16 protein-coding genes and 2 rRNA genes are annotated in these 21898 nt (G+C 71.7%); 6 read left to right on the forward strand and 12 right to left on the reverse strand.

The features are described 5' to 3' along the window. Positions 1-10 precede the first annotated feature (10 nt). The 6 genes from folE to dacB form a co-directional block, all read right to left on the reverse strand. Complete coding sequence (gene folE, locus ACMXGY_RS17005) at positions 11-646, reverse strand: GTP cyclohydrolase I FolE (protein ID WP_483774157.1); 636 nt, start codon at positions 644-646, stop codon at positions 11-13. After that, positions 646-2748: an ATP-dependent zinc metalloprotease FtsH gene (gene ftsH, locus ACMXGY_RS17010; protein WP_483774158.1), complete on the reverse strand. Its 2103-nt coding sequence runs from the start codon at positions 2746-2748 to the stop codon at positions 646-648. The genes folE and ftsH overlap by 1 nt, the downstream gene beginning before the upstream one ends. 153 nt (positions 2749-2901) lie before the next feature. Next, the gene (gene hpt / locus ACMXGY_RS17015) at positions 2902-3456 is read right to left on the reverse strand and encodes a hypoxanthine phosphoribosyltransferase (RefSeq protein WP_483774159.1); all 555 of its coding nucleotides are present in this window, start codon (positions 3454-3456) and stop codon (positions 2902-2904) included. 6 nt (positions 3457-3462) lie between these two features. Continuing rightward, the gene (gene tilS, locus ACMXGY_RS17020) at positions 3463-4581 is read right to left on the reverse strand and encodes a tRNA lysidine(34) synthetase TilS (protein WP_483774160.1); all 1119 of its coding nucleotides are present in this window, start codon (positions 4579-4581) and stop codon (positions 3463-3465) included. A 5-nt stretch (positions 4582-4586) separates the two neighbouring features. Then, positions 4587-5753 (reverse strand): zinc-dependent metalloprotease, encoded by a 1167-nt coding sequence (locus tag ACMXGY_RS17025; RefSeq protein WP_483774161.1) that lies wholly within the window; start codon positions 5751-5753, stop codon positions 4587-4589. Positions 5754-5791: 38 nt separating this feature from the next. Beyond that, entirely contained in the window at positions 5792-7204 is a 1413-nt protein-coding gene (gene dacB / locus ACMXGY_RS17030; RefSeq protein WP_483774162.1) for a D-alanyl-D-alanine carboxypeptidase/D-alanyl-D-alanine endopeptidase, read from the reverse strand. A 191-nt stretch (positions 7205-7395) separates the two neighbouring features. Between dacB and ACMXGY_RS17035 the strand changes: the two genes are divergently transcribed. Beyond that, the gene (locus ACMXGY_RS17035) at positions 7396-7899 is read left to right on the forward strand and encodes an inorganic diphosphatase (RefSeq protein ID WP_030144047.1); all 504 of its coding nucleotides are present in this window, start codon (positions 7396-7398) and stop codon (positions 7897-7899) included. Between the two features lie 64 nt (positions 7900-7963). Here the strand turns inward: ACMXGY_RS17035 and ACMXGY_RS17040 are convergent, their stop codons facing one another. The 4 genes from ACMXGY_RS17040 to ACMXGY_RS17055 form a co-directional block, all read right to left on the reverse strand. Continuing rightward, positions 7964-8617 (reverse strand): response regulator, encoded by a 654-nt coding sequence (locus ACMXGY_RS17040; protein ID WP_483774163.1) that lies wholly within the window; start codon positions 8615-8617, stop codon positions 7964-7966. Next, the gene (locus ACMXGY_RS17045; RefSeq protein WP_483774164.1) at positions 8614-9897 is read right to left on the reverse strand and encodes a sensor histidine kinase; all 1284 of its coding nucleotides are present in this window, start codon (positions 9895-9897) and stop codon (positions 8614-8616) included. Before ACMXGY_RS17045 ends, ACMXGY_RS17040 begins: the two co-directional genes overlap by 4 nt. After that, on the reverse strand, positions 9894-10856 hold the full coding sequence (locus tag ACMXGY_RS17050; RefSeq protein WP_483774165.1) for a hypothetical protein: 963 nt from the start codon (positions 10854-10856) through the stop codon (positions 9894-9896). Before ACMXGY_RS17050 ends, ACMXGY_RS17045 begins: the two co-directional genes overlap by 4 nt. A gap of 102 nt (positions 10857-10958) precedes the next feature. Continuing rightward, entirely contained in the window at positions 10959-12311 is a 1353-nt protein-coding gene (locus tag ACMXGY_RS17055; RefSeq protein WP_483776890.1) for a C40 family peptidase, read from the reverse strand. 367 nt (positions 12312-12678) lie between these two features. Here ACMXGY_RS17055 and ACMXGY_RS17060 point away from each other — a divergent pair, with 367 nt between their 5' ends. The 5 genes from ACMXGY_RS17060 (at position 12679) to ACMXGY_RS17080 (ending at position 18141) form a co-directional block, all read left to right on the forward strand. Further along, positions 12679-14013, forward strand: a complete 1335-nt coding sequence (locus ACMXGY_RS17060; RefSeq protein WP_483774166.1) for a bifunctional o-acetylhomoserine/o-acetylserine sulfhydrylase — start codon at positions 12679-12681, stop codon at positions 14011-14013. Beyond that, positions 14013-15344, forward strand: coding sequence for a homoserine O-acetyltransferase MetX (gene metX, locus ACMXGY_RS17065; RefSeq protein WP_483774167.1), 1332 nt, complete (start codon positions 14013-14015; stop codon positions 15342-15344). The genes ACMXGY_RS17060 and metX overlap by 1 nt, the downstream gene beginning before the upstream one ends. 83 nt (positions 15345-15427) lie before the next feature. Beyond that, on the forward strand, positions 15428-16138 hold the full coding sequence (locus ACMXGY_RS17070) for a maleylpyruvate isomerase N-terminal domain-containing protein (RefSeq protein ID WP_483774168.1): 711 nt from the start codon (positions 15428-15430) through the stop codon (positions 16136-16138). A gap of 78 nt (positions 16139-16216) precedes the next feature. Next, the gene (locus ACMXGY_RS17075) at positions 16217-17176 is read left to right on the forward strand and encodes a zinc-binding dehydrogenase (RefSeq protein ID WP_483774169.1); all 960 of its coding nucleotides are present in this window, start codon (positions 16217-16219) and stop codon (positions 17174-17176) included. Then, positions 17173-18141, forward strand: a complete 969-nt coding sequence (locus tag ACMXGY_RS17080; protein WP_483774170.1) for an alpha/beta hydrolase — start codon at positions 17173-17175, stop codon at positions 18139-18141. The genes ACMXGY_RS17075 and ACMXGY_RS17080 overlap by 4 nt, the downstream gene beginning before the upstream one ends. Positions 18142-18189: 48 nt before the next feature. On the opposite strand, the gene rrf is transcribed toward ACMXGY_RS17080, so the two are convergent. Together rrf and ACMXGY_RS17090 are read right to left on the reverse strand one after the other, a co-directional pair. Next, positions 18190-18306, reverse strand: a 5S ribosomal RNA gene (gene rrf / locus ACMXGY_RS17085). A 104-nt stretch (positions 18307-18410) separates the two neighbouring features. Then, a 23S ribosomal RNA gene (locus tag ACMXGY_RS17090) occupies positions 18411-21518 on the reverse strand. Between the last annotated feature and the right edge of the window lie 380 nt (positions 21519-21898).

Genomic DNA, 21898 nt, shown 5'->3' on the forward strand with positions numbered 1-21898 from the left:
GTCCACGGTCCTAGCGCCCCAGGATGAGGCTCATCGCCTCGGCGCGGGTCGCGGCGGCGCGCATCTGGCCCCGCACGGCGGACGTGACGGTGCGCGAGCCGGGCTTGCGCACGCCGCGCATCGACATGCACAGGTGCTCGCACTCGACGACGACGATCGCCCCGCGCGGCTGGAGGTGCTCGACGAGCGCGTCCGCGATCTGCGACGTCAGGCGCTCCTGGACCTGGGGTCGGCGCGCGTACACCTCGACGAGGCGTGCGAGCTTCGACAGTCCCGTGATGCGGCCGTCCACGTTGGGGATGTAGCCCACGTGCGCGACGCCGTGGAACGGTACGAGGTGGTGCTCGCACGTCGAGTACACCTCGATGTCCTTGACGAGCACCATCTCCTCGTGACCGAGGTCGAACGTCGTGGTGAGGACGTCTGCGGGCTCCTGGCGCAGGCCCGCGAAGATCTCGCGGTAGGCGCGCGCGACCCGGGCGGGCGTCTCGCGCAGGCCCTCCCGGTCGGGGTCCTCGCCCACGGCGAGGAGGAGCTCGCGGACCGCCGACTCGGCGCGGTCCTGGTCGTAGGGCGGCACGTCCGCGGGGGCGCGGAGGTCCTCCGCCGCGCGCGCCCGGGTGATGCCACCCGTGTCCTCGCCCATCACCCCTGGCCCGGCTCGCGCACGTCGGTGACGTCCATGCCGTCCTCGCGGCCGAGCGCCCGGTCCAGCGGGCTGTCCGCCGGGACCTCGCCGATACGCTCGGGCGGGAGCTCGTCGTTCGCGGCGGCGGCCTCGTCCTGCGGGATGACCGGCGACCCGTTCTGCGCCGCCTTCTCGGCGTCGGTGAGCACCGGACCGCGCTGCGACACCGAGCGCTGCTCGCTCGAGAGCCACACGTCGCGCGGGTCGCGCTTGACGACCGGCGCGAAGACGCGCGCGAGCTCGGCCTGGTTGAGCGTCTCCTTCTCGAGCAGCTCGAGGACGAGCGCGTCGAGCACGTCGCGGTACTGGGTGAGCACCTGCCACGCCTCGTCGTGCGCAGCCTCGACGAGCTTGCGCACCTCGTGGTCCACCGTACCCGCGACGGACTCGGAGTAGTCGCGCGTGTGCCCCATGTCGCGGCCCATGAACGGCTCGCCCGAGCCGGTGCCGAGCTTGATGGCGCCGACGCGCTCGCTCATGCCGTACTCGGTGACCATCTTCTTCGCGATGGCCGTGGCCTTCTCGATGTCGTTCGAGGCGCCGGTCGTCGGGTCGTGGAAGACGATCTCCTCGGCGACGCGTCCGCCCATCGCGTAGGCGAGCTGGTCGAGCAGCTCGTTGCGCGTCGTCGAGTACTTGTCCTCGGTCGGCATGACCATCGTGTACCCGAGCGCGCGGCCGCGCGGCAGGATCGTCACCTTGGTGACGGGGTCCGTGTAGCGCATCGCCGCCGCCACGAGGGCGTGGCCGCCCTCGTGGTACGCCGTGATCTTCTGCTCCTTGACGTTCATGACGCGCGTGCGCTTCTGCGGGCCGGCGACGACGCGGTCGATCGCCTCGTCGAGCGCGCGGTCGTCGATGAGCTGTGCGCCGCTGCGCGCCGTGAGGAGCGCGGCCTCGTTGAGCACGTTCGCGAGGTCGGCACCCGTGAAGCCCGGGGTGCGGCGCGCGACGGCCAGGAGGTCGATCTCGGGGACGATCGGCTTGCCCTGCGCGTGCACGCGCAGGATCGCCTCGCGGCCCTTGAGGTCCGGCGCCTCGACGGCGACCTGGCGGTCGAACCGCCCGGGGCGCAGGAGCGCGGGGTCGAGGATGTCGGGCCGGTTCGTCGCGGCGATGAGGATGACGTTCGTCTTGACGTCGAACCCGTCCATCTCGACGAGGAGCTGGTTGAGCGTCTGCTCGCGCTCGTCGTGCCCACCGCCCATGCCGGCACCGCGGTGGCGGCCGACGGCGTCGATCTCGTCGACGAAGATGATCGCCGGCGAGTTCTCCTTGGCCTGCGTGAACAGGTCGCGCACGCGGCTCGCGCCGACGCCGACGAACATCTCGACGAAGTCGGAGCCGGAGATCGAGTAGAACGGCACGCCCGCCTCGCCGGCGACGGCGCGCGCGAGCAGCGTCTTGCCGGTCCCGGGCGGGCCGTAGAGCAGGACGCCCTTCGGGATCTTCGCCCCGACGGCCTGGAACTTGTCGGGCTCGGCGAGGAACTCCTTGATCTCGTGGAGCTCCTCGACCGCCTCGTCGGCCCCTGCGACGTCGGCGAAGGTCACCTGCGGGGTGTCCTTGGAGACGAGCTTGGCGCGCGACTTGCCGAAGCCCATGACGCGCGACCCGCCGCCCTGCATGCGCGAGAGCAGGAACCAGAACAGGACGCCGATGATGAGGAACGGGATGAGCAGGCCGAGCAGCGACGACCAGAACGACGGCTGGGCGACCTCGGAGTTGTACCCGTCCGCCGGGTCGGCGGCGACGACCGCGTCGACCACGGCCTCGCCCTGGGGCGCCACGTAGAAGAACTCGACGTTCTTGCCCTTGTTCTCCTCCGAGTCCGTGCCCTCGTCGACGACGAAGTCCTCGGACAGCGTGAGGCGCACGCGCTGGTCGCCGTCCACGAGGAGGGCCTGGTCGACCGTGTCGCCCGAGAGCAGCTCGAGGCCCTGGGACGTGTCGATGCGCTGGACCGTCGGGCGCGACAGGGTCGCGAACGCGATCCACAGGATCACGAGGCCCAGGACGATCCAGACGATCGGCCCACTGAGAATCTTCTTGATGTTCATCGGCGACGGGGCGAGCGCCCCGGATCCCTCCGCTCGCGCAAGTGTTCGGGCTCGAAACTACACTCTGGACCTTGACGCCTGCTGGGGATCACGGCTCTGTTCGCCCAGGGCGTGGCCCACGCCCCGCCCACGCACCCGGACCGCGCCGTCGGTTCAGCTCGAGTACACGTGCGGCGCGAGCGTGCCGACGAACGGCAGGTTGCGGTACTTCTCCGCGTAGTCGAGCCCGTAGCCCACGACGAACTCGTTGGGGATGTCGAACCCGACATAGCGCACGTCGACGTCCGTCTTCGCCGCGTCGGGCTTGCGCAGCATCGCCGCGATCTCGACCGAGGCCGGTCCGCGCGAGCGCAGGTTCGACAGCAGCCACGACAGCGTCAGGCCGGAGTCGATGATGTCCTCGACGATGAGCACGTGGCGGCCCGTCAGGTCGGCGTCCAGGTCCTTGAGGATCCGCACGACCCCGGACGACTTGGTGCCCGAGCCGTACGACGACACCGCCATCCAGTCCATCTCGACGTGGCTGCGCAGGCGTCGCGCGAGGTCCGCCATGACCATCACCGCGCCCTTGAGCACGCCGACGAGCAGCACGTCCTTGCCCGCGTAGTCCCGGTCGATCTGCTCGGCGATCTCGTCGAGCCGGGCGCCGAGCTGCTCCTCGGTGAGGAGGATGTTCTCGAGGTCGCCGGCGACGTCGGATGCTTCCACGGGGGGTCACTCCTGAGCTGGGGGGAGGGTGGTGGTCCGGGGCGGTCGTTCCGGACCCAGGGAAAGCCTGCCACATGCGCGCCATGCCCTCAGGTCGCCCGGCAGGTGCACGGGCCCCTGGCCGCGCCACGCCGTGACGAGCGCCTCGAGCGCGTCGACGTGCACCGCGAACAGGTCGCTCGCGGGGCTGCCGGCCCCCAGCGCGGCGCTCCGCAGCGCCCGACGCCGGAGGGCCGGGTGCGCGGCCGCGAGCACCTCGGCGTCCAGCACGACGACGGCACCGCCCTCGGTCGGACGCGTCGCCGTCGCGAGCAGGTCGGCGGCGAGCGCGTCGAGCAGGTCGGCGTCGTCGCGCAGGAGGTCCGCGGTCCGCGCGAGGGCCGGCACGGCCCCCGGGCCGAGCACGTCGACGAGCGCGGGCACGACGCGCGCACGCACGAGCGAGCGCAGCGGCACCCCGCGCGCACCGGTGCCGGGTGTCGCGTCCGGGCCACCCGGTGGCGGCGCCGCGTTGGTGGGGTCGTCCCACCACGCGAGCCCGAGGCCGCGGCACACGGCCTCGGTCTGCGCGCGCCGCAGCGCGAGGAACGGCCGACGGTACAGACCCCGGCGTGCGGGCATCCCCGCGAGCGAGCGCGCACCGGCCCCGCGTGCGAGACCGAGCAGCACGGTCTCGGCCTGGTCGTCCAGCGTGTGTCCCAGCAGGACCGCGGCCGCCTCGTTCCCCCGGGCGGCGTCGTCGAGCGCCGCGTACCGAGCCGTGCGCGCGTCGGCCTCCGGCCCACCGCTCGACGTCGCGGTCCCGTCCGACGTGTCGCCCGACCTCGCCCGACGCTCGCCCACGACGACGCCCCGTACCTCGACAGGGTCGAGCCCGAGGTCGCGGCACCGCGCGGCCGCCTCGGCCGCGACCTCCGCGCTGCCTGCCTGCAGGCCGTGGTCCACGACGACGGCGCCCGCCCGGAGCCCGAGGCGGGGCGCGACGAACGCCGTGGCCGCCGCGAGCGCCGTCGAGTCCGCTCCGCCCGAGCACGCGACGAGCACGAGGCTCCCCGGAGCGACGTCGGCGAGCGCGGTGCGCACGGCGCGGCGCGCGTCGGCCACGACCGGAGCCGGTCCGCCCACGGCCGTCAGCCGTGCACGCGGCGCACCCAGGCGCGCGCGTCGGCGATCTCGCGTGCGGTCGGCAGGTTCTCGGGCGCCGCCCACACGGCGTTGAAGCCGTCGCGCCCGACGTCCTTCTCGACCGCACGCACGAACGCCGCGCCGTCGCGGTACTGGGCGATCTTCGCGTCCATGCCGAGCACGCGTCGCAGCACGACGTCGAGACCCGAGCCGCCCGCGCCGTCGCGCCGGGCCTCGAACTTGCGCCGGATGCTCCGCACGGTCCGCACGGTGCGCGGGCCGACGGCGTCCATCGCGACGTCCGCGTGCCCCTCGAGGAGAGCCATCACGGCGGTGACGTCCGCGAGGCGCTCCTGCTCCTGCGGCGTGAGGAGGCCGTCGACGAACGTCGCCCCCTCTCCCCGCACGGCGTTCAGGACCGCCCGGCCGACCGTCGTCAGCTTCTCGCGCAGGCGCGCCTCGGCCAGCCGTCGTGACGAGGCCGAGAGCTCGGTGAGCAGGTCGTTCGCCTGGGCGCGCAGGTGCGCCGCGAGCCAGGGCGCGGTCGCGAACTGCAGCGCGTGCGTCTGCTCGTGCAGGCAGACCCACAGGCGGAAGTCGGCCGGGCGCAGGTCGAGCGCGCGCTCGACCTGCAGGACGTTCGGGGCGACGAGCACGAGGCGGCCCGGCGACGTCACGGACGACGCGCCGTCGTGCTCGTCGCCCGGGACGGCGGCCGAGCCCACGCCGCTGTACGGGTCGAACTGGCCGAGCACGCGGCTCGCGAGGACGGCGAGGACGGAGCCGACCTGCGCCGCCCCGACGAGCGCCGTCGCCTGCGGCACGCGCCCCCGCTCGCCGACGACGGCCTCGGTCACGCCCTCGGTGAGCGAGGACATGATCTCGGTGTTCGCGCGGGCCCACCGCGCACGGTCGACGACGTAGACCGTGCCGAGCCCGCTCCTCGCCACGGTCGCCGGTGTGGTGCCTGCCGGGGTCATGCGCGTCACGTCGAGCACGTGCGGGACGGCGGTCTCCGCGGCCGTGCGCAGACCGTCGACGAGGTCCGCGAGCTCGTCGCGCGACGCCTGCGGCCCCGGGCGCGCGAGCCGGCCCGCGATCTGCGCGGCGGCCGACCAGTCCACGAGCGACGCACCGCCGGGCGCGCGCTCGTCCTTCTCGACGAGGGTCACCGCCTCACCGTAACCCGGCCGAGATGCTCAGAAGGCGCTCACGAGGTGCAGCCGCACTCCGCCAGGGACGCGACGAAGTCGTCGAAGATGATGCGCGCGCCGTACGTGCCGCCGTCGGGCACGGCGTCGGCCATGACGGAGAACACGAGCAGGCGGTCGTCGGCCGTGACGACGGTCCCCGCGAGCGACGTGACGTTCGGCAGGCTGCCGGTCTTGGCCCGCACGACGCCGCGACCGGCGTTGTCGAGGAAGCGCTCGCCCAGCGTCCCGGACAGCCCGGCGATCGGCAGGCCGATCGCGCCCGGGCGCAGCTGCGGGTGCGCGGGGTCGGCGAGCAGGCCGACGACGGCGTCGAGCTGCGCGGGCGTGAGGACGGAACCCGCCCCGAGCCCGGACAGGTCGGCGAGCACCGCGCCCGTGAGGTCGACGCCGAGGCCCTCGACCGCGGCGCGCACCGCCTGCGTCGCGCCGTCCCCGGAGCCCGGGAGGCCCGCGTCGAGCGCGACGACACGACCGACGACCTCGGTGATCGTGTTGTCGGAGTGCTGCAAGAAGTAGTCGACGACCTCGCTGAGCGGTGCGGAGAGCACCTTGCCCACGGCGCGGGCGTCGTCGGGCGCCGGGGCCCGCTGCACGTCGCCCGCGACGGTGATGCCCTCGGCGGCGAGCGCGACGACGAACGCGTCCGCCGCGGCCATCGCGGGGTCCGGCGCGCGCGGGGCGTACTCCCGCTCGTCGAGCCGCGCGATGTCCACCGCGAGCGCCGCCACGGGCGCCACGTACCCGTTGTTCACGTCACCGGGGTACACGGACGGGCTCACGCCGGCACCGGTGAACAACGTGTCGTCGAGCAGCAGCGAGACCGTGGTGCGTCCCGTGAGCTTCAGCTCGCCGGCGACCTGGGCGGCCAGGTCGCCGAGGCCAGCACGCCCGTTGACCGCCGCCGGGTCCCCGGCTCCCGCGGCGAGCATCATGTCGCCCCCGCCCACGAGGTACACCGTGTCCTGTCCCTCGAGGACGGCTCGGGTGGGGAGCGTCGCGTGCGGGCCGGGGGACGTGAGCGCCGCGGCCGCGGTCAGCGTCTTGAGCGTCGAGGCGGGGATGTGACCCGTCGTCTGGCTGCTCGCCCCGAGCACGTCGCCCGTCGCGGCGTCGGTGACGAGGACCCCGACGCGCGGGCCGAGCCGGGTGTCGGCGACGAGGTCGTCGACCAGCCCCTGCACGGCACCCGACGCCGGGACCGGCGCCGCCTCGTCGAGCACGGGCAGAGGCTCCGCGAGCGGCGGGGCCGTCGCGGCGCCCGGTGCGTCCGGGAACGGGTTCGGCTCCGGCCACGGCGGCTCGGTCGTGAGCATGCCGGGTACGACGTCAGCCGCGTCGGCGACGAGGTAGCCGCCCGTAAGCGCGAGGACGACGCCGATCGTCACTCCAGCGCGCGTCCCCCAGCCCATGCGTCTCCTCCGGTCACCCCGCTCGTGCGGACGTGCGCATTATCACTCACCGCGCAGCCCGGGCGGACCTGTGGGAACCTTCCCGCGCGGACGGCTCGTGTCACACTAGTTCCCGCACGACGGCGTCGTCCGTCGCTCACCCGACCAGCCACCGCCCGAGCGCCGTGGTGCCGGTACGACTGGAGGAAGCAGTGGAGTTCGACGTCACGATCGAGATCCCCAAGGGACAGCGCAACAAGTACGAGGTCGACCACGCGACCGGCCGCATCCGGCTCGACCGCATGCTCTTCACCTCGACGCGCTACCCCGACGACTACGGGTTCATCGAGGGGACGCTCGGCGAGGACGGCGACCCCCTGGACGCGCTCGTGCTGCTCGAGGAGCCCACGTTCCCCGGCTGCCTGATCCGCTGCCGCGCGCTCGGCATGTTCCGCATGCGCGACGAGGCCGGCGGTGACGACAAGGTGCTGTGCGTCCCCACGGGCGACCAGCGCGCCGCGTGGCGCCAGGACATCGACGACGTGTCCGACTTCCACCGCCTCGAGATCCAGCACTTCTTCGAGGTCTACAAGGACCTCGAGCCGGGCAAGTCCGTCGAGGGCGCCCACTGGACGGGCCGCGCCGAGGCCGAGGCCGAGATCGAGCGCTCCATCCAGCGCGCCATCGACAGCGGCTACCACACGCCGGGACACTGACACCCGGTCCAGCACGCACCACGGCGGCCGCCCACCTCGCGAGGTGGGCGGCCGCCGTCGTCGGTCACGGGCGGGCGAGCCCGTTCCGGTGCGCCCAGACGACGACCTGCACGCGGTCGCGCAGGCCCAGCTTGGCGAGGACCCGGCCGACGTGGGTCTTGACCGTCGCCTCCGAGAGGAACAGCCGCGCGCCGATCTCCGCGTTCGACATCCCGTCGGCGAGCAGCGCGACGACCTCGCGCTCACGCTCCGTGAGGACGTCGAGGGCACGGTCGCGCGCCGCGACGTCCGGGAGCGCGGGGACGACCTGCGCGAGGAGGCGCCGCGTGGCCGACGGCGCGATCACGGCGTCGCCCCGGTGCACGGTGCGCACGGCCGCGAGCAGCTCCTCGGTCGGCGCGTCCTTGAGCAGGAACCCCGCGGCGCCGGCGCGCAGCGCCGCGTAGACGTACTCGTCGAGGTCGAACGTCGTCAGGACGAGCACCCGGCAGGACGGCATCCCGGCCGCCAGCAGCCGGGTCGTCGTCTCGATACCGTCCAGCACCGGCATGCGGACGTCCATCACCACGACGTCCGCGCGTCGCTCGCGCTGCACGGCGAGGGCCTGGGCCCCGTCGGCGGCCTCCCCGACGACGCACAGGTCCGCGGCGGCGTCGATCACGGCGACCGCTCCGGCGCGGACGAGGTCCTGGTCGTCGACGACCAGCACCCGGATCATCGCGCCTCCTCGGGTCGTGACCCCGCGCCCGTCGGAAGGACGTCGGGACGGTGCGTGAAGGGGATCGTGGCGGCGACCGTCCAGGCGCGACCGGTCCGGACCTCGAGCGTCCCACCCGTCGCCTCGACGCGCTCCCGCATCCCCACGAGGCCGAGACCGGCCCCGGGACCGGTTCCGGGATCGCGCTCCTCACGGGAACCAGGACGGTTCGGCGACGCCGCACGGACGTGCTCCGGCGCCGGGCTCGCACCGGGCGGCTCGTCGGCGACCTCCAGGTCGAGCCGGTCCGCGTGCCACCTGAGGGTGACCGTCGACGACGACCCGGGCACAGCGTGGCGCGCACCGTTGGTCAGCGCTTCCTGGACCGTGCGGAACACGGCGAGCCCGGCGGTCGGTCCGAGCGGCGCGGGAAGACCCGACTCGACGACCCGCACCGTGCGCCCCGTCGCCCTGACACGCTCGACCAGCCCGGGCAGGTCGTCGAGCGTCGGTGCCGGGTCCGAGGGCAGCGTGCCGTCGACCGCGTCCCCCGGCTCCGCTCGGAGCACGTGCACGAGGCCGCGCATCTCGCGCAGCGCCTCGCGTCCCGTCTCCTCGACGACCTCCAGCGCCTGCGAGGCACGCCGGGGGTCCGCTCGTCCCACCCTGGCCTGGGCGACGACGACGGAGAGCGAGTGCGCGACGACGTCGTGCATCTCGCGGGCGATCCGCGTGCGCTCCGCCAGCACTGCCCGGGCGGCCCGCTCCTCACGCTCCGCCTCCGCCCGGACCCGCCCGGCCTGTGCCTCGAGCCGCACCCGCTCCTGAGCCCGACGGAGCAGCCCCATCGTCCAGGCGACCACGACGAGAGCGACGAGGAGCAGGCCCAGCAGCCACGGGCTCGGCCCGACGGCCGACGCCGTCGCGCTCGGGTCGTCGCGGTACCGGAGCACGGTCGCGGCCGCGCCGACGACGCCGGTCACCAGGCCGAGCGGACGCGCCGGGCCCCACGCGGTGCACGCCTGGACCGAGACGAGGAACACGAGCGCGGAGGGCAGCAGGAAGTACAGTCCCGAGACGGCGAGCATGCCGGCCAGCGCGACGGCGACCACGACGTGCGAGGGCACCGGTGCCGACCGGCGTGCGGCGAGCGCGACGTGCGCGACCGCGGCGAGCGCCACGACGGCCCAGGCCTCGCGCGCCGGGAGCGAGGCCACGGCGACGACGCACGTCGCGGGCAGCAGGACGAGCGCCACCGCCCCGGCGAGCAGCACGTCCCCCCGCGGGGGCAGCACGGTCATGGGGCGACGGTCCTTCGCGCGGCGCGCACGACGACGTCCGGGGCGGTGTGCCGTTCGCGCCCGGAGCGGACGGCGAGGCGGGCCGCGTCGCGCGCGTCCAGGGTCGCCACCAGGAGCGCGACGCCGATCACGAGCCACGTGGCGTACGTCAGCGCGACGAGGGCGGTGATCGCCCCCGCGTCGAGGTCGACGGGGCCGTCGTCCAGACCCAGGAGCTGCGCGGCGGTGCCGAACACCATGAGGGCTCCCATCGTCAGGCCCGCGGACGCCGCGACCCATCCGACCGCCTGCATCCCACCCCGCACGAGCCGGCCCGGGAGCGGTCGGTGCGTCAGCGCGAGCGCCAGCAGGGCGGCGGTCGCGAACAGCGCGAGCTCCATCAGCGGCACTCCCCCCGTGTGCGGCTCGGGCCGTCCGAGCGTACCGCCCAGCCACCAGTAGACCTTGAGCGCCGGGTACGGCACGCACATCACCAGCGCGAGCGCGCGCGGCCAGCGGCGGCGGACCGGAGCGGAGCGCGGCGTGGTCGCCGACCACGTGTGCAGCGCCGTGACGACCGCCGTCGTCGCGCTCAGCGCGCGCACCAGCGCACCCCGGACGTCGACGACCGCGAAGTCGCCCGCCGGGATCCCCGTCACCGCGAAGAACGCGCGGAACGCGTCGAGCGCGAGTCCCCCGGCCGCCCAGAAGAGCAGGACGACGGCGCCCCAGCCGAGCCCGACGACGAGCGACCTGGGCGGCGCCGTCCGGCCGCGGGACACGGCGAGCGCGACCAGCGCGAGCGCCCCGGCGACCGGCGCGACCCCGAGCGGCGCGAAGATCGCCGAGTATCCCTCGGGCGGCGGTCCGGTCCACCGCAGGACGCCGGCGGCGAGGGTCGCGAACGCCGTGACGGCAGCCGTCACGACGAGCGCCGTGGGGACGGGCGGGCGGGACGAGAGCGTGGAGGTGTCGTTCATGTGACCAGGCTCGCCACCGGCCCGCTCCACGCGCGTCGACCGCAGGTCGTGACGGTGCGCGACCCAGGTCGCGCGTCGTGCCCGGCATGCCGGGCACGAGCGCTACGGCCGACCGGCGTAGGGCATCGCGTCGGTCCAGCGCATCGCGACCTCGTGGACCGGGCTGCCCGGCTGGCGCGCCTCGATCATCATGCCGTTGCCCGTGTACATGGCGACGTGCCGGATGCTCGACGGGTTCGACGTGTCGTTCGCGTAGAAGATCAGGTCGCCCGGCCGGAGCTGGTCGTAGGAGATCTTCTGCACGCGCTGGTACTGCGAGCGCGACGTGCGCGTGATGTCGACGCCGGCGGCCGCCCACGCGCGCGATGTGAGTCCTGAGCAGTCGTAGCCGGGCCCGGTGCCGCCGAAGACGTAGGGCGCGCCGATCTTCGTCCGGGCCCACGCGACCGCGGACTGGCCCTGCGCGGCGCTCCCGACGCCGGTTCCCGGCGGGGGTGCGACGACCGGTGGCGGGGCCGGCGGGGGCGTGACGACCGGTGGCGGAGCCGGCGCGGGCGGCGGGGCTGGCGCGGGTGCTGGAGCGGGTGCTGGAGCCGGCGCGCGCCCCGGGCCGGGTGCCGGGTCCGGCGCGTCGGCGGCGGGTGCGGGCGCGGAGCCCGACGGCGGCGCGGCGGGCGGCGTCTCGACCCTCGCCCGCGCGGCAGCCTCCTGCTCGCGGAGGGCCTGCGCGTCGAGCGCCTCCTGCCGCTCGCGCTCCACCTCGACGCTCGTGGCACGGGCAACGGCGAGCTCGGTGAGCAGCGCCTCCCGACGGGTCGCGGAGTCGCGGACGGCGTCGTCGAGCGTGGAGGACGACGCCTGGGCGGAGGCCAGCGCTGTGCGCGCGCGCTCCTCGACCTCGCCCTGGTGCTCGAGGGCGGCGTCGGCGCGTTCTCGGGCCGTGTCGGCGACCGCGCGCGCCGTCGCGAACGCGTCGACGGAGCGGCTCGCGGTCCGCCCGGCGACGCGCTCGACGTTCTCGCGCTCGACGACCTGCCCCACGCCGTCCGCGTCGAGCACGGCGCGCAGCGCGTCGAGATCCGTCGAACCCTGACGCGACGCGCGGAACAGCGCGCCCACGGCCGCTCTCGCGTCCGTCTCCCCGACCTCCGCCGTCTCGAGCGCGGTCCGAGCGTCGTCGACCTCCGCGTCGGCGAGGGCGAGCTCCTCCTGCGCGGTGGCGTACTCCTCCGCCGCGGACTCGACGGCGGCCTCGGCCACGGCCTGCCGGTCACGCAGCTCCTCGAGGTCGGCCTCGACGGCCGCCACGTCACGCGCGGCACCGTCTGCGTCCTCCTGGGCGCGGCGCACCTCGTCCTCGGACGGCGGGTCGGACGCCGCGGTCGGGGCGAGGCCGACACCGAGAACCAGCGTGAGCAGGCCAGCGGCACCCGCAGCGGCGAGGCCTCGCAGCATCTTCACGTCACTCCTCCGGCGTGTCCGATTGACAGCACTCGCACGAGTCTGCCCGGATCCTCCGGGATGCGCGACGCGAGAAAGGGTCGGCTTCTCACCATGTGGTCTCGCATCGTGAGAATGCCCTGTCGCTGCAGGCGGAACCTGCCTAACCTCGCAGCATGACCCGTCGAATGTGTTGCTGAGACCAGCGCACGTTCGCCTTGCCCGCGCGGCCCCGTCGTCGACGACGAGCGGTCCCGAGGCACCTCGTCCCCCGTGCGCCGCATCCTCGCCGCGACCGGCCGACGCCCTCGTGCTCACCCCGTGGCACCCGTCCACCCGGCGCGTCGCGCGCCGTCGTACCCCCACCCCGCAGGAGCCCACGATGAGCACCACCTCCCCCGCCTGGTCCTTCGAGACGCGCCAGGTCCACGCCGGCCAGGTTGCCGACCCCACGACCGGCGCCCGAGCGCTGCCGATCTACCAGACGACCTCGTTCGTCTTCCCGGACGCGTCCGTCGCCGCAGACCGGTTCGCCCTCCAGGACCTCGGCCCGATCTACACGCGCATCGGCAACCCGACCCAGGAGGTCGTGGAGAACCGCATCGCGTCGCTCGAAGGCGGTGTCGGCGCCCTGCTGCTCGCGTCCGGCCAGGCCGCGACGACGTTCGCGATCCTCAACGTCGCGGAGGCGGGCGACCACGTCGTCGCGTCCCCGAGCCTGTACGGCGGCACGTACAACCTGCTGCGGTACTCGCTCGCGAAGCTCGGCGTCGAGACGACGTTCGTCACCGACCCCCACGACCCGCAGGCGTGGCGCGACGCGGTGCGGCCGAACACCAAGCTGTTCTTCGGGGAGACGATCCCCAACCCGCAGGCCGACGTCCTCGACATCGAGGCCGTCGCCGCGGTCGCCCACGAGGTCGGCGTGCCCCTGGTCGTCGACAACACGGTCGCCACGCCCTACCTGCTGCGCCCGCTCGAGCACGGCGCGGACGTCGTCGTGCACTCCGCGACGAAGTACCTGGGAGGTCACGGTTCGGCGATCGGTGGCGTGATCGTCGACGGTGGCACGTTCGACTACGCGGCGGACCCCGAGCGCTTCCCGGGCTTCAACACGCCCGACGCGTCGTACAACGGCCTCGTGTTCGCGCGCGACCTCGGGGTGGACGGTGCCCTCGGCGCGAACCTGGCGTACGTCCTCAAGGCGCGCGTGCAGCTCCTCCGCGACCTGGGCTCCGCCATCTCGCCCTTCAACGCGTTCCTCATCGCCCAGGGCATCGAGACCCTGTCCCTGCGCGTGGAGCGGCACGTCGCCAACGCGCAGCGGGTCGCGGCGTGGCTCGAGGCGCGCGACGACGTCCGGACGGTCCACTACGCGGGGCTCGCGTCGAGCCCGTGGCACGCGAACGCGCAGAAGTACCTGCCGCGCGGTGCCGGCGCGGTGCTCGCGTTCGAGCTCGACGGCGGCAGCGAGGCCGGGCAGGCCTTCGTCTCCGCGCTGCAGCTCCACTCGAACGTCGCGAACATCGGCGACGTGCGCTCGCTCGTCATCCACCCCGCGTCGACGACGCACAGCCAGCTCACGCCGCAGGAGCAGGCGCTGTCGGGCGTCACGCCGGGACTCGTGCGGCTCTCGGTGGGGATCGAGCACGTCGACGACATCCTCGCCGACCTCGAGCTCGGGTTCACCGCCGCCAAGTCGGGCCTGCAGGGCTGATGACCGATCTGGACAGCCGGGGCGCCGCGGACGCCCCGGCCGTACAGTGGCCGACGGTGATCCCCGTGAACGACGAGCTCCCGCACCCCTCCGTGCCCCCCGCCCCGCCGCACCTCGCGCGCGGGCGAGACGGCGGCGCGCCCGGGCGGTCCGGCGTCGTGCCCTCGCGCTCCCCGGTCAAGGCCGCGGTGCCCGCGTCGGGGGCGTGGCGGGAGAGCGACCCCGCCGGGAACCGGCAGTTCGCGGACGTCGGCACGTTCGACCTCGAGTCCGGCGCCCGCCTGCCCGACGTCCGCGTCGCGTACGAGACGTGGGGCACGCTCGCTCCGGACGGCTCGAACGCCGTCCTCGTGCTGCACGCGCTCACCGGCGACTCCCACGTCGTCGGCCGGGCCGGCGACGGGCACCGCACCGCGGGGTGGTGGGAGTCCCTGGTCGGCCCGGGCGCGCCGATCGACACGGACCGCTGGTTCGTCGTCGCACCCAACGTGCTCGGCGGCTGCCAGGGCACGACCGGCCCGTCGTCGACGGCTCCCGACGGACGGCCGTGGGGCGGCCGGTTCCCGCGCGTGACGACGCGCGACCAGGTCGCGGTCGAGATCGAGCTGGCGCGCGGGCTCGGCATCGAGTCCTGGGCGTTCGTCGTCGGGGCGTCCATGGGCGGCCACCGGGTCCTCGAGTGGGCCGTCCTCGGGCCGGAGGCGGGGATCGAGGTCAAGGCGATCGCCGCCATCGCGACCACGGCGCAGACGACCGCGGACCAGATCGCGTGGGCGCACCCGCAGCTCGGGGCCATCCGGGCCGACCCGCGCTACCGCGACGGCGACTACTACGGCGCGGCGGACGACGACGGCCCGCACGCGGGGCTCGGCATCGCTCGTCAGATCGCGCACGCGACCTACCGGTCCGCCCGCGAGCTCGAGGAGCGCTTCGGCCGGCTCCCCCAGGGCGGCGAGGACCCGTTCGTCGACGGCCGCTACGCGGTGCAGTCCTACCTCGACCACCACGGCGACAAGCTCGCCCGACGGTTCGACGCGAACTCCTACGTCGTGCTCACCGAGTCGATGCTCACGCACGACCTCGGGCGCGACCGCGGGGGCGTCGAGGCGGCGCTGGCCCAGATCACGGCGCACGCGCTCGTCGTCGCGGTCGACACGGACCGCCTCTTCCTCCCGGCCGACTGCGCGCGCATCGCGGCGGGCATCCCCGGCGCGGAGCCGTTGCGGACCCTCACCAGCGACTTCGGCCACGACGGCTTCCTCATCGAGTTCGACCAGCTCGGCCCGATCGTCGCGGACTTCCTCGCCGACCGTGTCCGTGTGCGCGGCTGACGACTTCCCGACGTCGCAGCGGATCTTGCCTGCCGCAGCCCGCTGCGGCGAGCGGGTGACCGTGGATGCGGGACGATGACGGGATGGACGACGACGTGACCGAGGCCAGCCTCCACCTGCATGCCCAGTGGGAGCGCCTCGACCGTTGGCTGCGCGAGCTCGACGGCGGTCTCGACGGGGCCGGTGCCCGGCAGAGCGTCCTCGACGGCTGGACGGTCGGCGAGCTGGTCTCGCACCTCGGGCGAGTGATGGAGACGCTCGCCCTGTGCGGTCCCGTACCGGCCGGGACGATCCCGCTCAGCCTCGCGGAGTACCTCGGGACGTACCCCGAGCGCGCCGAGGAGATCGAGCGCTCGACGCGTGAGCTCGACGAGCAGATCGCCGGCGACCGGCTCGGTGGTGTCGAGCGGCTCGCCGCGCGTGGACTCACGCGGCTGGACGAGCTCGCCGGTCAGACGGTGGTCCAGGCACGACGTGGGCCGATCACGCTCCGGGACATGGTGGCGTCCCGCGTGGTCGAGCTCGTCGTCCACGCGGACGACCTCGCCCGCTCGTTCCCCGAGGTCCCGTCCGACCCGGTGGACCGAGCGTCCCTCGACGCCGTTGCCCACGAGCTGCTCCGCGTCGTCGTGACACGCGGCGGCTGGTCGCTCGAGGTGCGCGACGCGCGCCTGTGGGTGCGGCTCGCGAGCGGGCGCCTGCCCTACGACGTGGACGTCCTCGCCCACGCCCTCGAACCGACGCACACGTCCGAAGCCGTCCCCGACCTGGGCCGCATGCTCCCCCTGCTCTGACACGCTCCCCGTCGTGGGGTGACGCGGGGCACGAGGCCTCCCGTGGTCGCGCCGCAGGTGGGGCCGTAGGTTGGAGCCATGCTCGCCGCCTACGCCGACCGCATCGACCCCGACGACCCGCTGGCCGGCCTGGTCGTCGGGGACCGTCCTGAGCCGGAGGCACGCGAGCACTGGACGACCGTCGATGTCCGCGCCGCCTCGCTGAACCACCACGACCTGTGGTCGCTGCACGGCGTCGGGCTCCCCGCGGACCGCCTCCCGATGATCCTCGGGACGGACGCCGCCGGGCTCGCGCCGGACGGGACCGAGGTCGTCGTGCACGCGGTGATCGGCGCCGACGGGCACGGAGTCGGGCCGGACGAGCGCCGCTCGCTGCTCTCCGAGCGGTATCAGGGAACGCTCGCCGAGCGCGTCTCGGTCCCTACCCGCAACCTTGTGCCCAAGCCGCCTGAGCTGACCTTCGTCGAGGCGGCGTGCGTCCCGACGGCGTGGCTCACCGCGTACCGCATGCTCTTCACCGAGGGCCTCGCCGGACCGGGAGACCGCGTGCTCGTCCAGGGCGCGGGCGGCGGCGTCGCGACGGCGGCCGTCGCGCTGGGCGCCGCCGCAGGGCTCGAGGTGTGGGTGACGTCGCGCTCGGCAGGAAAGCGGGGCAGGGCCGCGCGCCTCGGCGCGGCGGCGACGTTCGAGCCCGATGCGCGGTTGCCGGCCCCCGTCGACCTGGTGCTCGAGACCGTGGGCCGCGCGACCTGGCGGCACTCGATGCGCTCGGTGCGTCCGGGTGGCACCGTCGTGGTCGCGGGCGCGACGAGCGGTGACCCGGAGGCGGCGGAGCTGACGCGACTGTTCTTCCACGAGATCCGCGTCCAGGGCGTGACGATGGGGTCACGCGAGGACCTGGCGGCACTCCTCCGTTTCCTCGCCCGCGGCGAGGTCCGGCCCGTGGTCGACGAGGTCCTGCCTCTCGCACGGGCCCGTGACGGGCTCGCGCGCCTGCGGTCCGGCGAACACTTCGGCAAGGTGGTGCTCACGCCGTGACACCCGCCTGGACCCCGGACGTCCTCGGGGACGGGTACCAGCAGCGGACGATCGAGCTCGAGCCTGACGACGAAGGAGAGGTCGTCGTCACGGTCGTCCGGCACTCGCCGGCATCGGACCAACCGCTCCGCCCGGCCCGTGCCGTCCTGTACGTGCACGGGTGGAGCGACTACTTCTTCCAGACCGAGCTGGCGGAGACGTGGCACAGCATGGGCGTGGCCTTCTACGCGGTCGACCTGCGCAAGTACGGGCGCAGCCTGCGCCCCCACCAGACGCCCGGCTACGTCGACGACCTCGGCGAGTACGACGCCGACCTCGCCGCCGCGCTCGACGCGATCCGCGAGGACCTCGGGCCCAACGTCGCGATCATGCTCATGGGGCACTCGACGGGCGGGCTCATCGCCGCGCTGTGGGCTCACCGCCACCCGGGCGTCGCCCGCGGTCTCGTGCTCAACAGCCCGTGGCTCGAGCTCCAGGGCTCGTCGATCGCCCGCACCGTGTCCGGTCCGGCGATCCGGCAGCTCGCACGTTTCCAGCCACGCGCACCGCTGCCGAGCATCGACCCGGGCCACTACGCGCGCACGCTGCGGGACCGCGAGGACGGGACGTGGGTGATCGACGACGCATGGCGGCCGTTCCCGTCCTTTCCGGTCCGCGCGGGATGGCTGCGGGCGATCATCGCCGGCCACGCGCGCGTCGCCGCGGGGCTGTCGATCGACTGCCCGGTGCTGGTGCTCCTCGCCGAGCGGTCGCTCTTCAGCACGCGGTGGACCGAGGACATGCGCGCCGCGGACATCGTGCTCGACGTCGAACCGCTCGCGCGGCGCTCGTCGAACCTCGGGCCCGTGGTGACCCTCGTGCGCATCACCGGCGGGATGCACGACCTCACGCTCTCCGCCCCCGGGCCGCGCGCACGCTACTTCGCCGAGATCGTCCGCTGGTCGGCGGCGTACGGGTGGTCGTAGAAATGCCGAAGGCCCACCCCTTGAGGGGTGGGCCTTCGGTGAAGGGTTGTCCGGCGGCGTCCTACTCTCCCACCCCGTCTCCAGGGCAGTACCATCGGCGCTGAAGGGCTTAGCTTCCGGGTTCGGTATGGGACCGGGCGTTTCCCCTTCGCTGTGACCGCCGTAACGCTGTGAACCTGTCAACACTCACGGGTGACCCCCTGTGTGTGGGGGTGTGGTGTTGGTGGTTCGGGAACCGCACAGTGGACGCGTAGCACAAAAAGTGTTGGGTGTTGAAGTTGTCGGCTGATTAGTACCGGTCAGCTGCACGGGTCGTTGGTCCCCGCTTCCACGTCCGGCCTATCTACCCAGTGTTCTGCTGGGTGCCTCTCACCCGCAAGGGGTGTGGAAACCTCATCTTGAAGCAGGCTTCCCGCTTAGATGCTTTCAGCGGTTATCCCTTCCGAACGTAGCCAACCAGCGGTGCTCCTGGCGGAACAACTGGCACACCAGAGGTTCGTCCGTCCCGGTCCTCTCGTACTAGGGACAGCCCTTCTCAAGTTTCCTGCGCGCGCAGCGGATAGGGACCGAACTGTCTCACGACGTTCTAAACCCAGCTCGCGTACCGCTTTAATGGGCGAACAGCCCAACCCTTGGGACCTACTCCAGCCCCAGGATGCGACGAGCCGACATCGAGGTGCCAAACCATGCCGTCGATATGGACTCTTGGGCAAGATCAGCCTGTTATCCCCGGGGTACCTTTTATCCGTTGAGCGACGGCGCTTCCACAAGCCACCGCCGGATCACTAGTTCCGACTTTCGTCCCTGCTCGACCTGTCAGTCTCACAGTCAAGCTCCCTTGTGCACTTGCACTCGACACCTGATTGCCAACCAGGCTGAGGGAACCTTTGAGCGCCTCCGTTACATTTTAGGAGGCAACCGCCCCAGTTAAACTACCCACCAGGCACTGTCCCTGGTCCGGATCACGGACCGAGGTTAGACATCCGAAGCGGTCAGAGTGGTATTTCAACGTTGACTCCACCCGCACTGGCGTGCGGACTTCACAGTCTCCCACCTATCCTACACAAACCGCACCGAACACCAATACCAAGCTATAGTAAAGGTCCCGGGGTCTTTCCGTCCTGCTGCGCGTAACGAGCATCTTTACTCGTAGTGCAATTTCGCCGAGTTCGCGGTTGAGACAGCGGAGAAGTCGTTACGCCATTCGTGCAGGTCGGAACTTACCCGACAAGGAATTTCGCTACCTTAGGATGGTTATAGTTACCACCGCCGTTTACTGGGGCTTAAATTCTGAGCTTCACCCCGAAGGGTTGACCCGTCCTCTTAACCTTCCAGCACCGGGCAGGCGTCAGTCCGTATACATCGTCTTGCGACTTCGCACGGACCTGTGTTTTTAGTAAACAGTCGCTTCTCCCTGGTCTCTGCGGCCGTCCACGCTCCCCGAGCAAGTCGGTTCACGTTTCGGGCCCCCCTTCTCCCGAAGTTACGGGGGCATTTTGCCGAGTTCCTTAACCACGATTCGCTCGATCGCCTTGGTATTCTCTACCTGACCACCTGAGTCGGTTTGGGGTACGGGCGGCTAGAACCTCGCGCCGAGGCTTTTCTTGGCAGCATAGGATCACCCAGTTCGCGCATGCGCGCTCACCGTCAGCTCTCAGCCTGTATGCCTGGCGGATTTGCCTACCAGACGGCCTACAGCCTTGGACGTGGTCAACCATCGCCACGCCGGGCTACCTTCCTGCGTCACCCCTGTTAATACGCTTACCTACTACCGGTTCGGGTCCCGTGCTCCGGTGCCCGTTGACCCCGAAGGGTCGGTGGGCACGTTCGGACGGTTAGCATCACCGGGCTCGGTATGGGCGGTTCTTCGCCGGTAGGAGAATATCAACTCCTTGTCCATCGACTACGCCTGTCGGCCTCGCCTTAGGTCCCGACTTACCCAGGGCGGATTAACCTGGCCCTGGAACCCTTGGTCATTCGGCGGACGGGTTTCTCACCCGTCTTTCGCTACTCATGCCTGCATTCTCACTCGTGTGGGCTCCACCGCTGGGTTCCCCCGCGGCTTCACTGCCCACACGACGCTCCCCTACCCACCTGCGCCTCTGGACCACGAAGGCCTGAGTTGAGCGCAGATGCCACGGCTTCGGCGGTGTACTTGAGCCCCGCTACATTGTCGGCGCGGAATCACTTGACCAGTGAGCTATTACGCACTCTTTCAAGGGTGGCTGCTTCTAAGCCAACCTCCTGGTTGTCTGTGCAACTCCACATCCTTTCCCACTTAGCACACGCTTAGGGGCCTTAGCCGGTGGTCTGGGCTGTTTCCCTCTCGACTACGGAGCTTATCCCCCGCAGTCTCACTGCCACGCTTCCACTTACCGGCATTCGGAGTTTGGCTGACGTCAGTAACCTTGTAGGGCCCATCGGCCATCCAGTAGCTCTACCTCCGGCAAGAAACACGTGACGCTGCACCTAAATGCATTTCGGGGAGAACCAGCTATCACGAAGTTTGATTGGCCTTTCACCCCTAACCACAGGTCATCCCCCAGGTTTTCAACCCTGGTGGGTTCGGTCCTCCACGCGGTCTTACCCGCGCTTCAACCTGCCCATGGCTAGATCACTTCGCTTCGGGTCTAGACCCAGCGACTGTATCGCCCTGTTCGGACTCGCTTTCGCTACGGCTTCCCCACACGGGTTAACCTCGCCACTGAGCACTAACTCGCAGGCTCATTCTTCAAAAGGCACGCTGTCACCCCAACCAAGGAGGCTCCAACGGATTGTAGGCACACGGTTTCAGGTACTATTTCACTCCCCTCCCGGGGTACTTTTCACCTTTCCCTCACGGTACTGGTCCGCTATCGGTCACTAGGTAGTATTTAGGCTTAGCAAGTGGTCTTGCCAGATTCACACGAGATTTCTCGGGCCCCGTGCTACTTGGGATCCCCTTCGGGAGGCCACGCCATTTCGTCTACCGGACTGGCACCGTCTGTGGTCCGCCTTTCAATGCGGTTCGACTATGACGCGACTTTCTGACTCCCCGGCAGACTGTCAGATCCACCAGAAGGGTCCCACAACCCCGAACACGCAACGCCTGACAGCTTGAACACGCGCCCGGTTTGGCCTCATCCGCTTTCGCTCGCCACTACTCACGGAATATCTCTTCCTGTCGGTACTGAGATGTTTCACTTCCCGACGTTCCCTCCACACACCCTATATATTCAGGTGCGGGTCACACGACATGACTCGTGCGGGGTTCCCCCATTCGGACACCCTCGGATCACAGCTCGTTTGCCAGCTCCCCGAGGCTTATCGCAGGCTACAACGTCCTTCTTCGGCTCCTAGTGCCAAGGCATCCACCCTGTGCCCTTAAAAACTTCAACAAACAACAAAACTGCAGAAACCAAGAACCACACCCACCAGAACGACCCCGAAGGACCGACCAGCAAGCAGGTCTTGATCTTACAAAGATGCTCGCGTCCACTGTGCAGTTCTCAAACAACCAACGACCCCGACCCCACCCGACCCGCCTACCACCCCAGCACACCCGCCCCCACACCCCCCGAAGGAAGCACAGCGACGAACAACCAGGACAGCGGTTCGTGGTCGAAGGACCGGCCCGTACCAGGCACCCCACCAACCGGTGGCCGGTGACCTGAGGACCCAACAGTGTGCTCGACAAGCGCCCGACCCCACCACCACCGTTCCACCACACCCACCAGCCCCGAAGGACCAGCAGACGCAGGTACTAGGCACCAGCGAC

The sequence above is a fragment of the Cellulosimicrobium sp. G4 BAM 1002 genome (assembly GCF_057126935.1).

Coding starts and splice junctions, on each gene's coding strand:
- folE (WP_483774157.1), bottom strand. CDS start 646: ATGGGCGAGGACACGGGTGGCATCACCCGGGCGCGCGCGGCGGAGGAC.
- ftsH (WP_483774158.1), bottom strand. CDS start 2,748: ATGAACATCAAGAAGATTCTCAGTGGGCCGATCGTCTGGATCGTCCTG.
- dacB (WP_483774162.1), bottom strand. CDS start 7,204: ATGGGCTGGGGGACGCGCGCTGGAGTGACGATCGGCGTCGTCCTCGCG.
- ACMXGY_RS17040 (WP_483774163.1), bottom strand. CDS start 8,617: ATGATCCGGGTGCTGGTCGTCGACGACCAGGACCTCGTCCGCGCCGGA.
- ACMXGY_RS17045 (WP_483774164.1), bottom strand. CDS start 9,897: ATGACCGTGCTGCCCCCGCGGGGGGACGTGCTGCTCGCCGGGGCGGTG.
- ACMXGY_RS17050 (WP_483774165.1), bottom strand. CDS start 10,856: ATGAACGACACCTCCACGCTCTCGTCCCGCCCGCCCGTCCCCACGGCG.
- ACMXGY_RS17055 (WP_483776890.1), bottom strand. CDS start 12,311: ATGCTGCGAGGCCTCGCCGCTGCGGGTGCCGCTGGCCTGCTCACGCTG.
- ACMXGY_RS17060 (WP_483774166.1), top strand. CDS start 12,679: ATGAGCACCACCTCCCCCGCCTGGTCCTTCGAGACGCGCCAGGTCCAC.
- metX (WP_483774167.1), top strand. CDS start 14,013: ATGACCGATCTGGACAGCCGGGGCGCCGCGGACGCCCCGGCCGTACAG.
- ACMXGY_RS17070 (WP_483774168.1), top strand. CDS start 15,428: ATGGACGACGACGTGACCGAGGCCAGCCTCCACCTGCATGCCCAGTGG.
- ACMXGY_RS17075 (WP_483774169.1), top strand. CDS start 16,217: ATGCTCGCCGCCTACGCCGACCGCATCGACCCCGACGACCCGCTGGCC.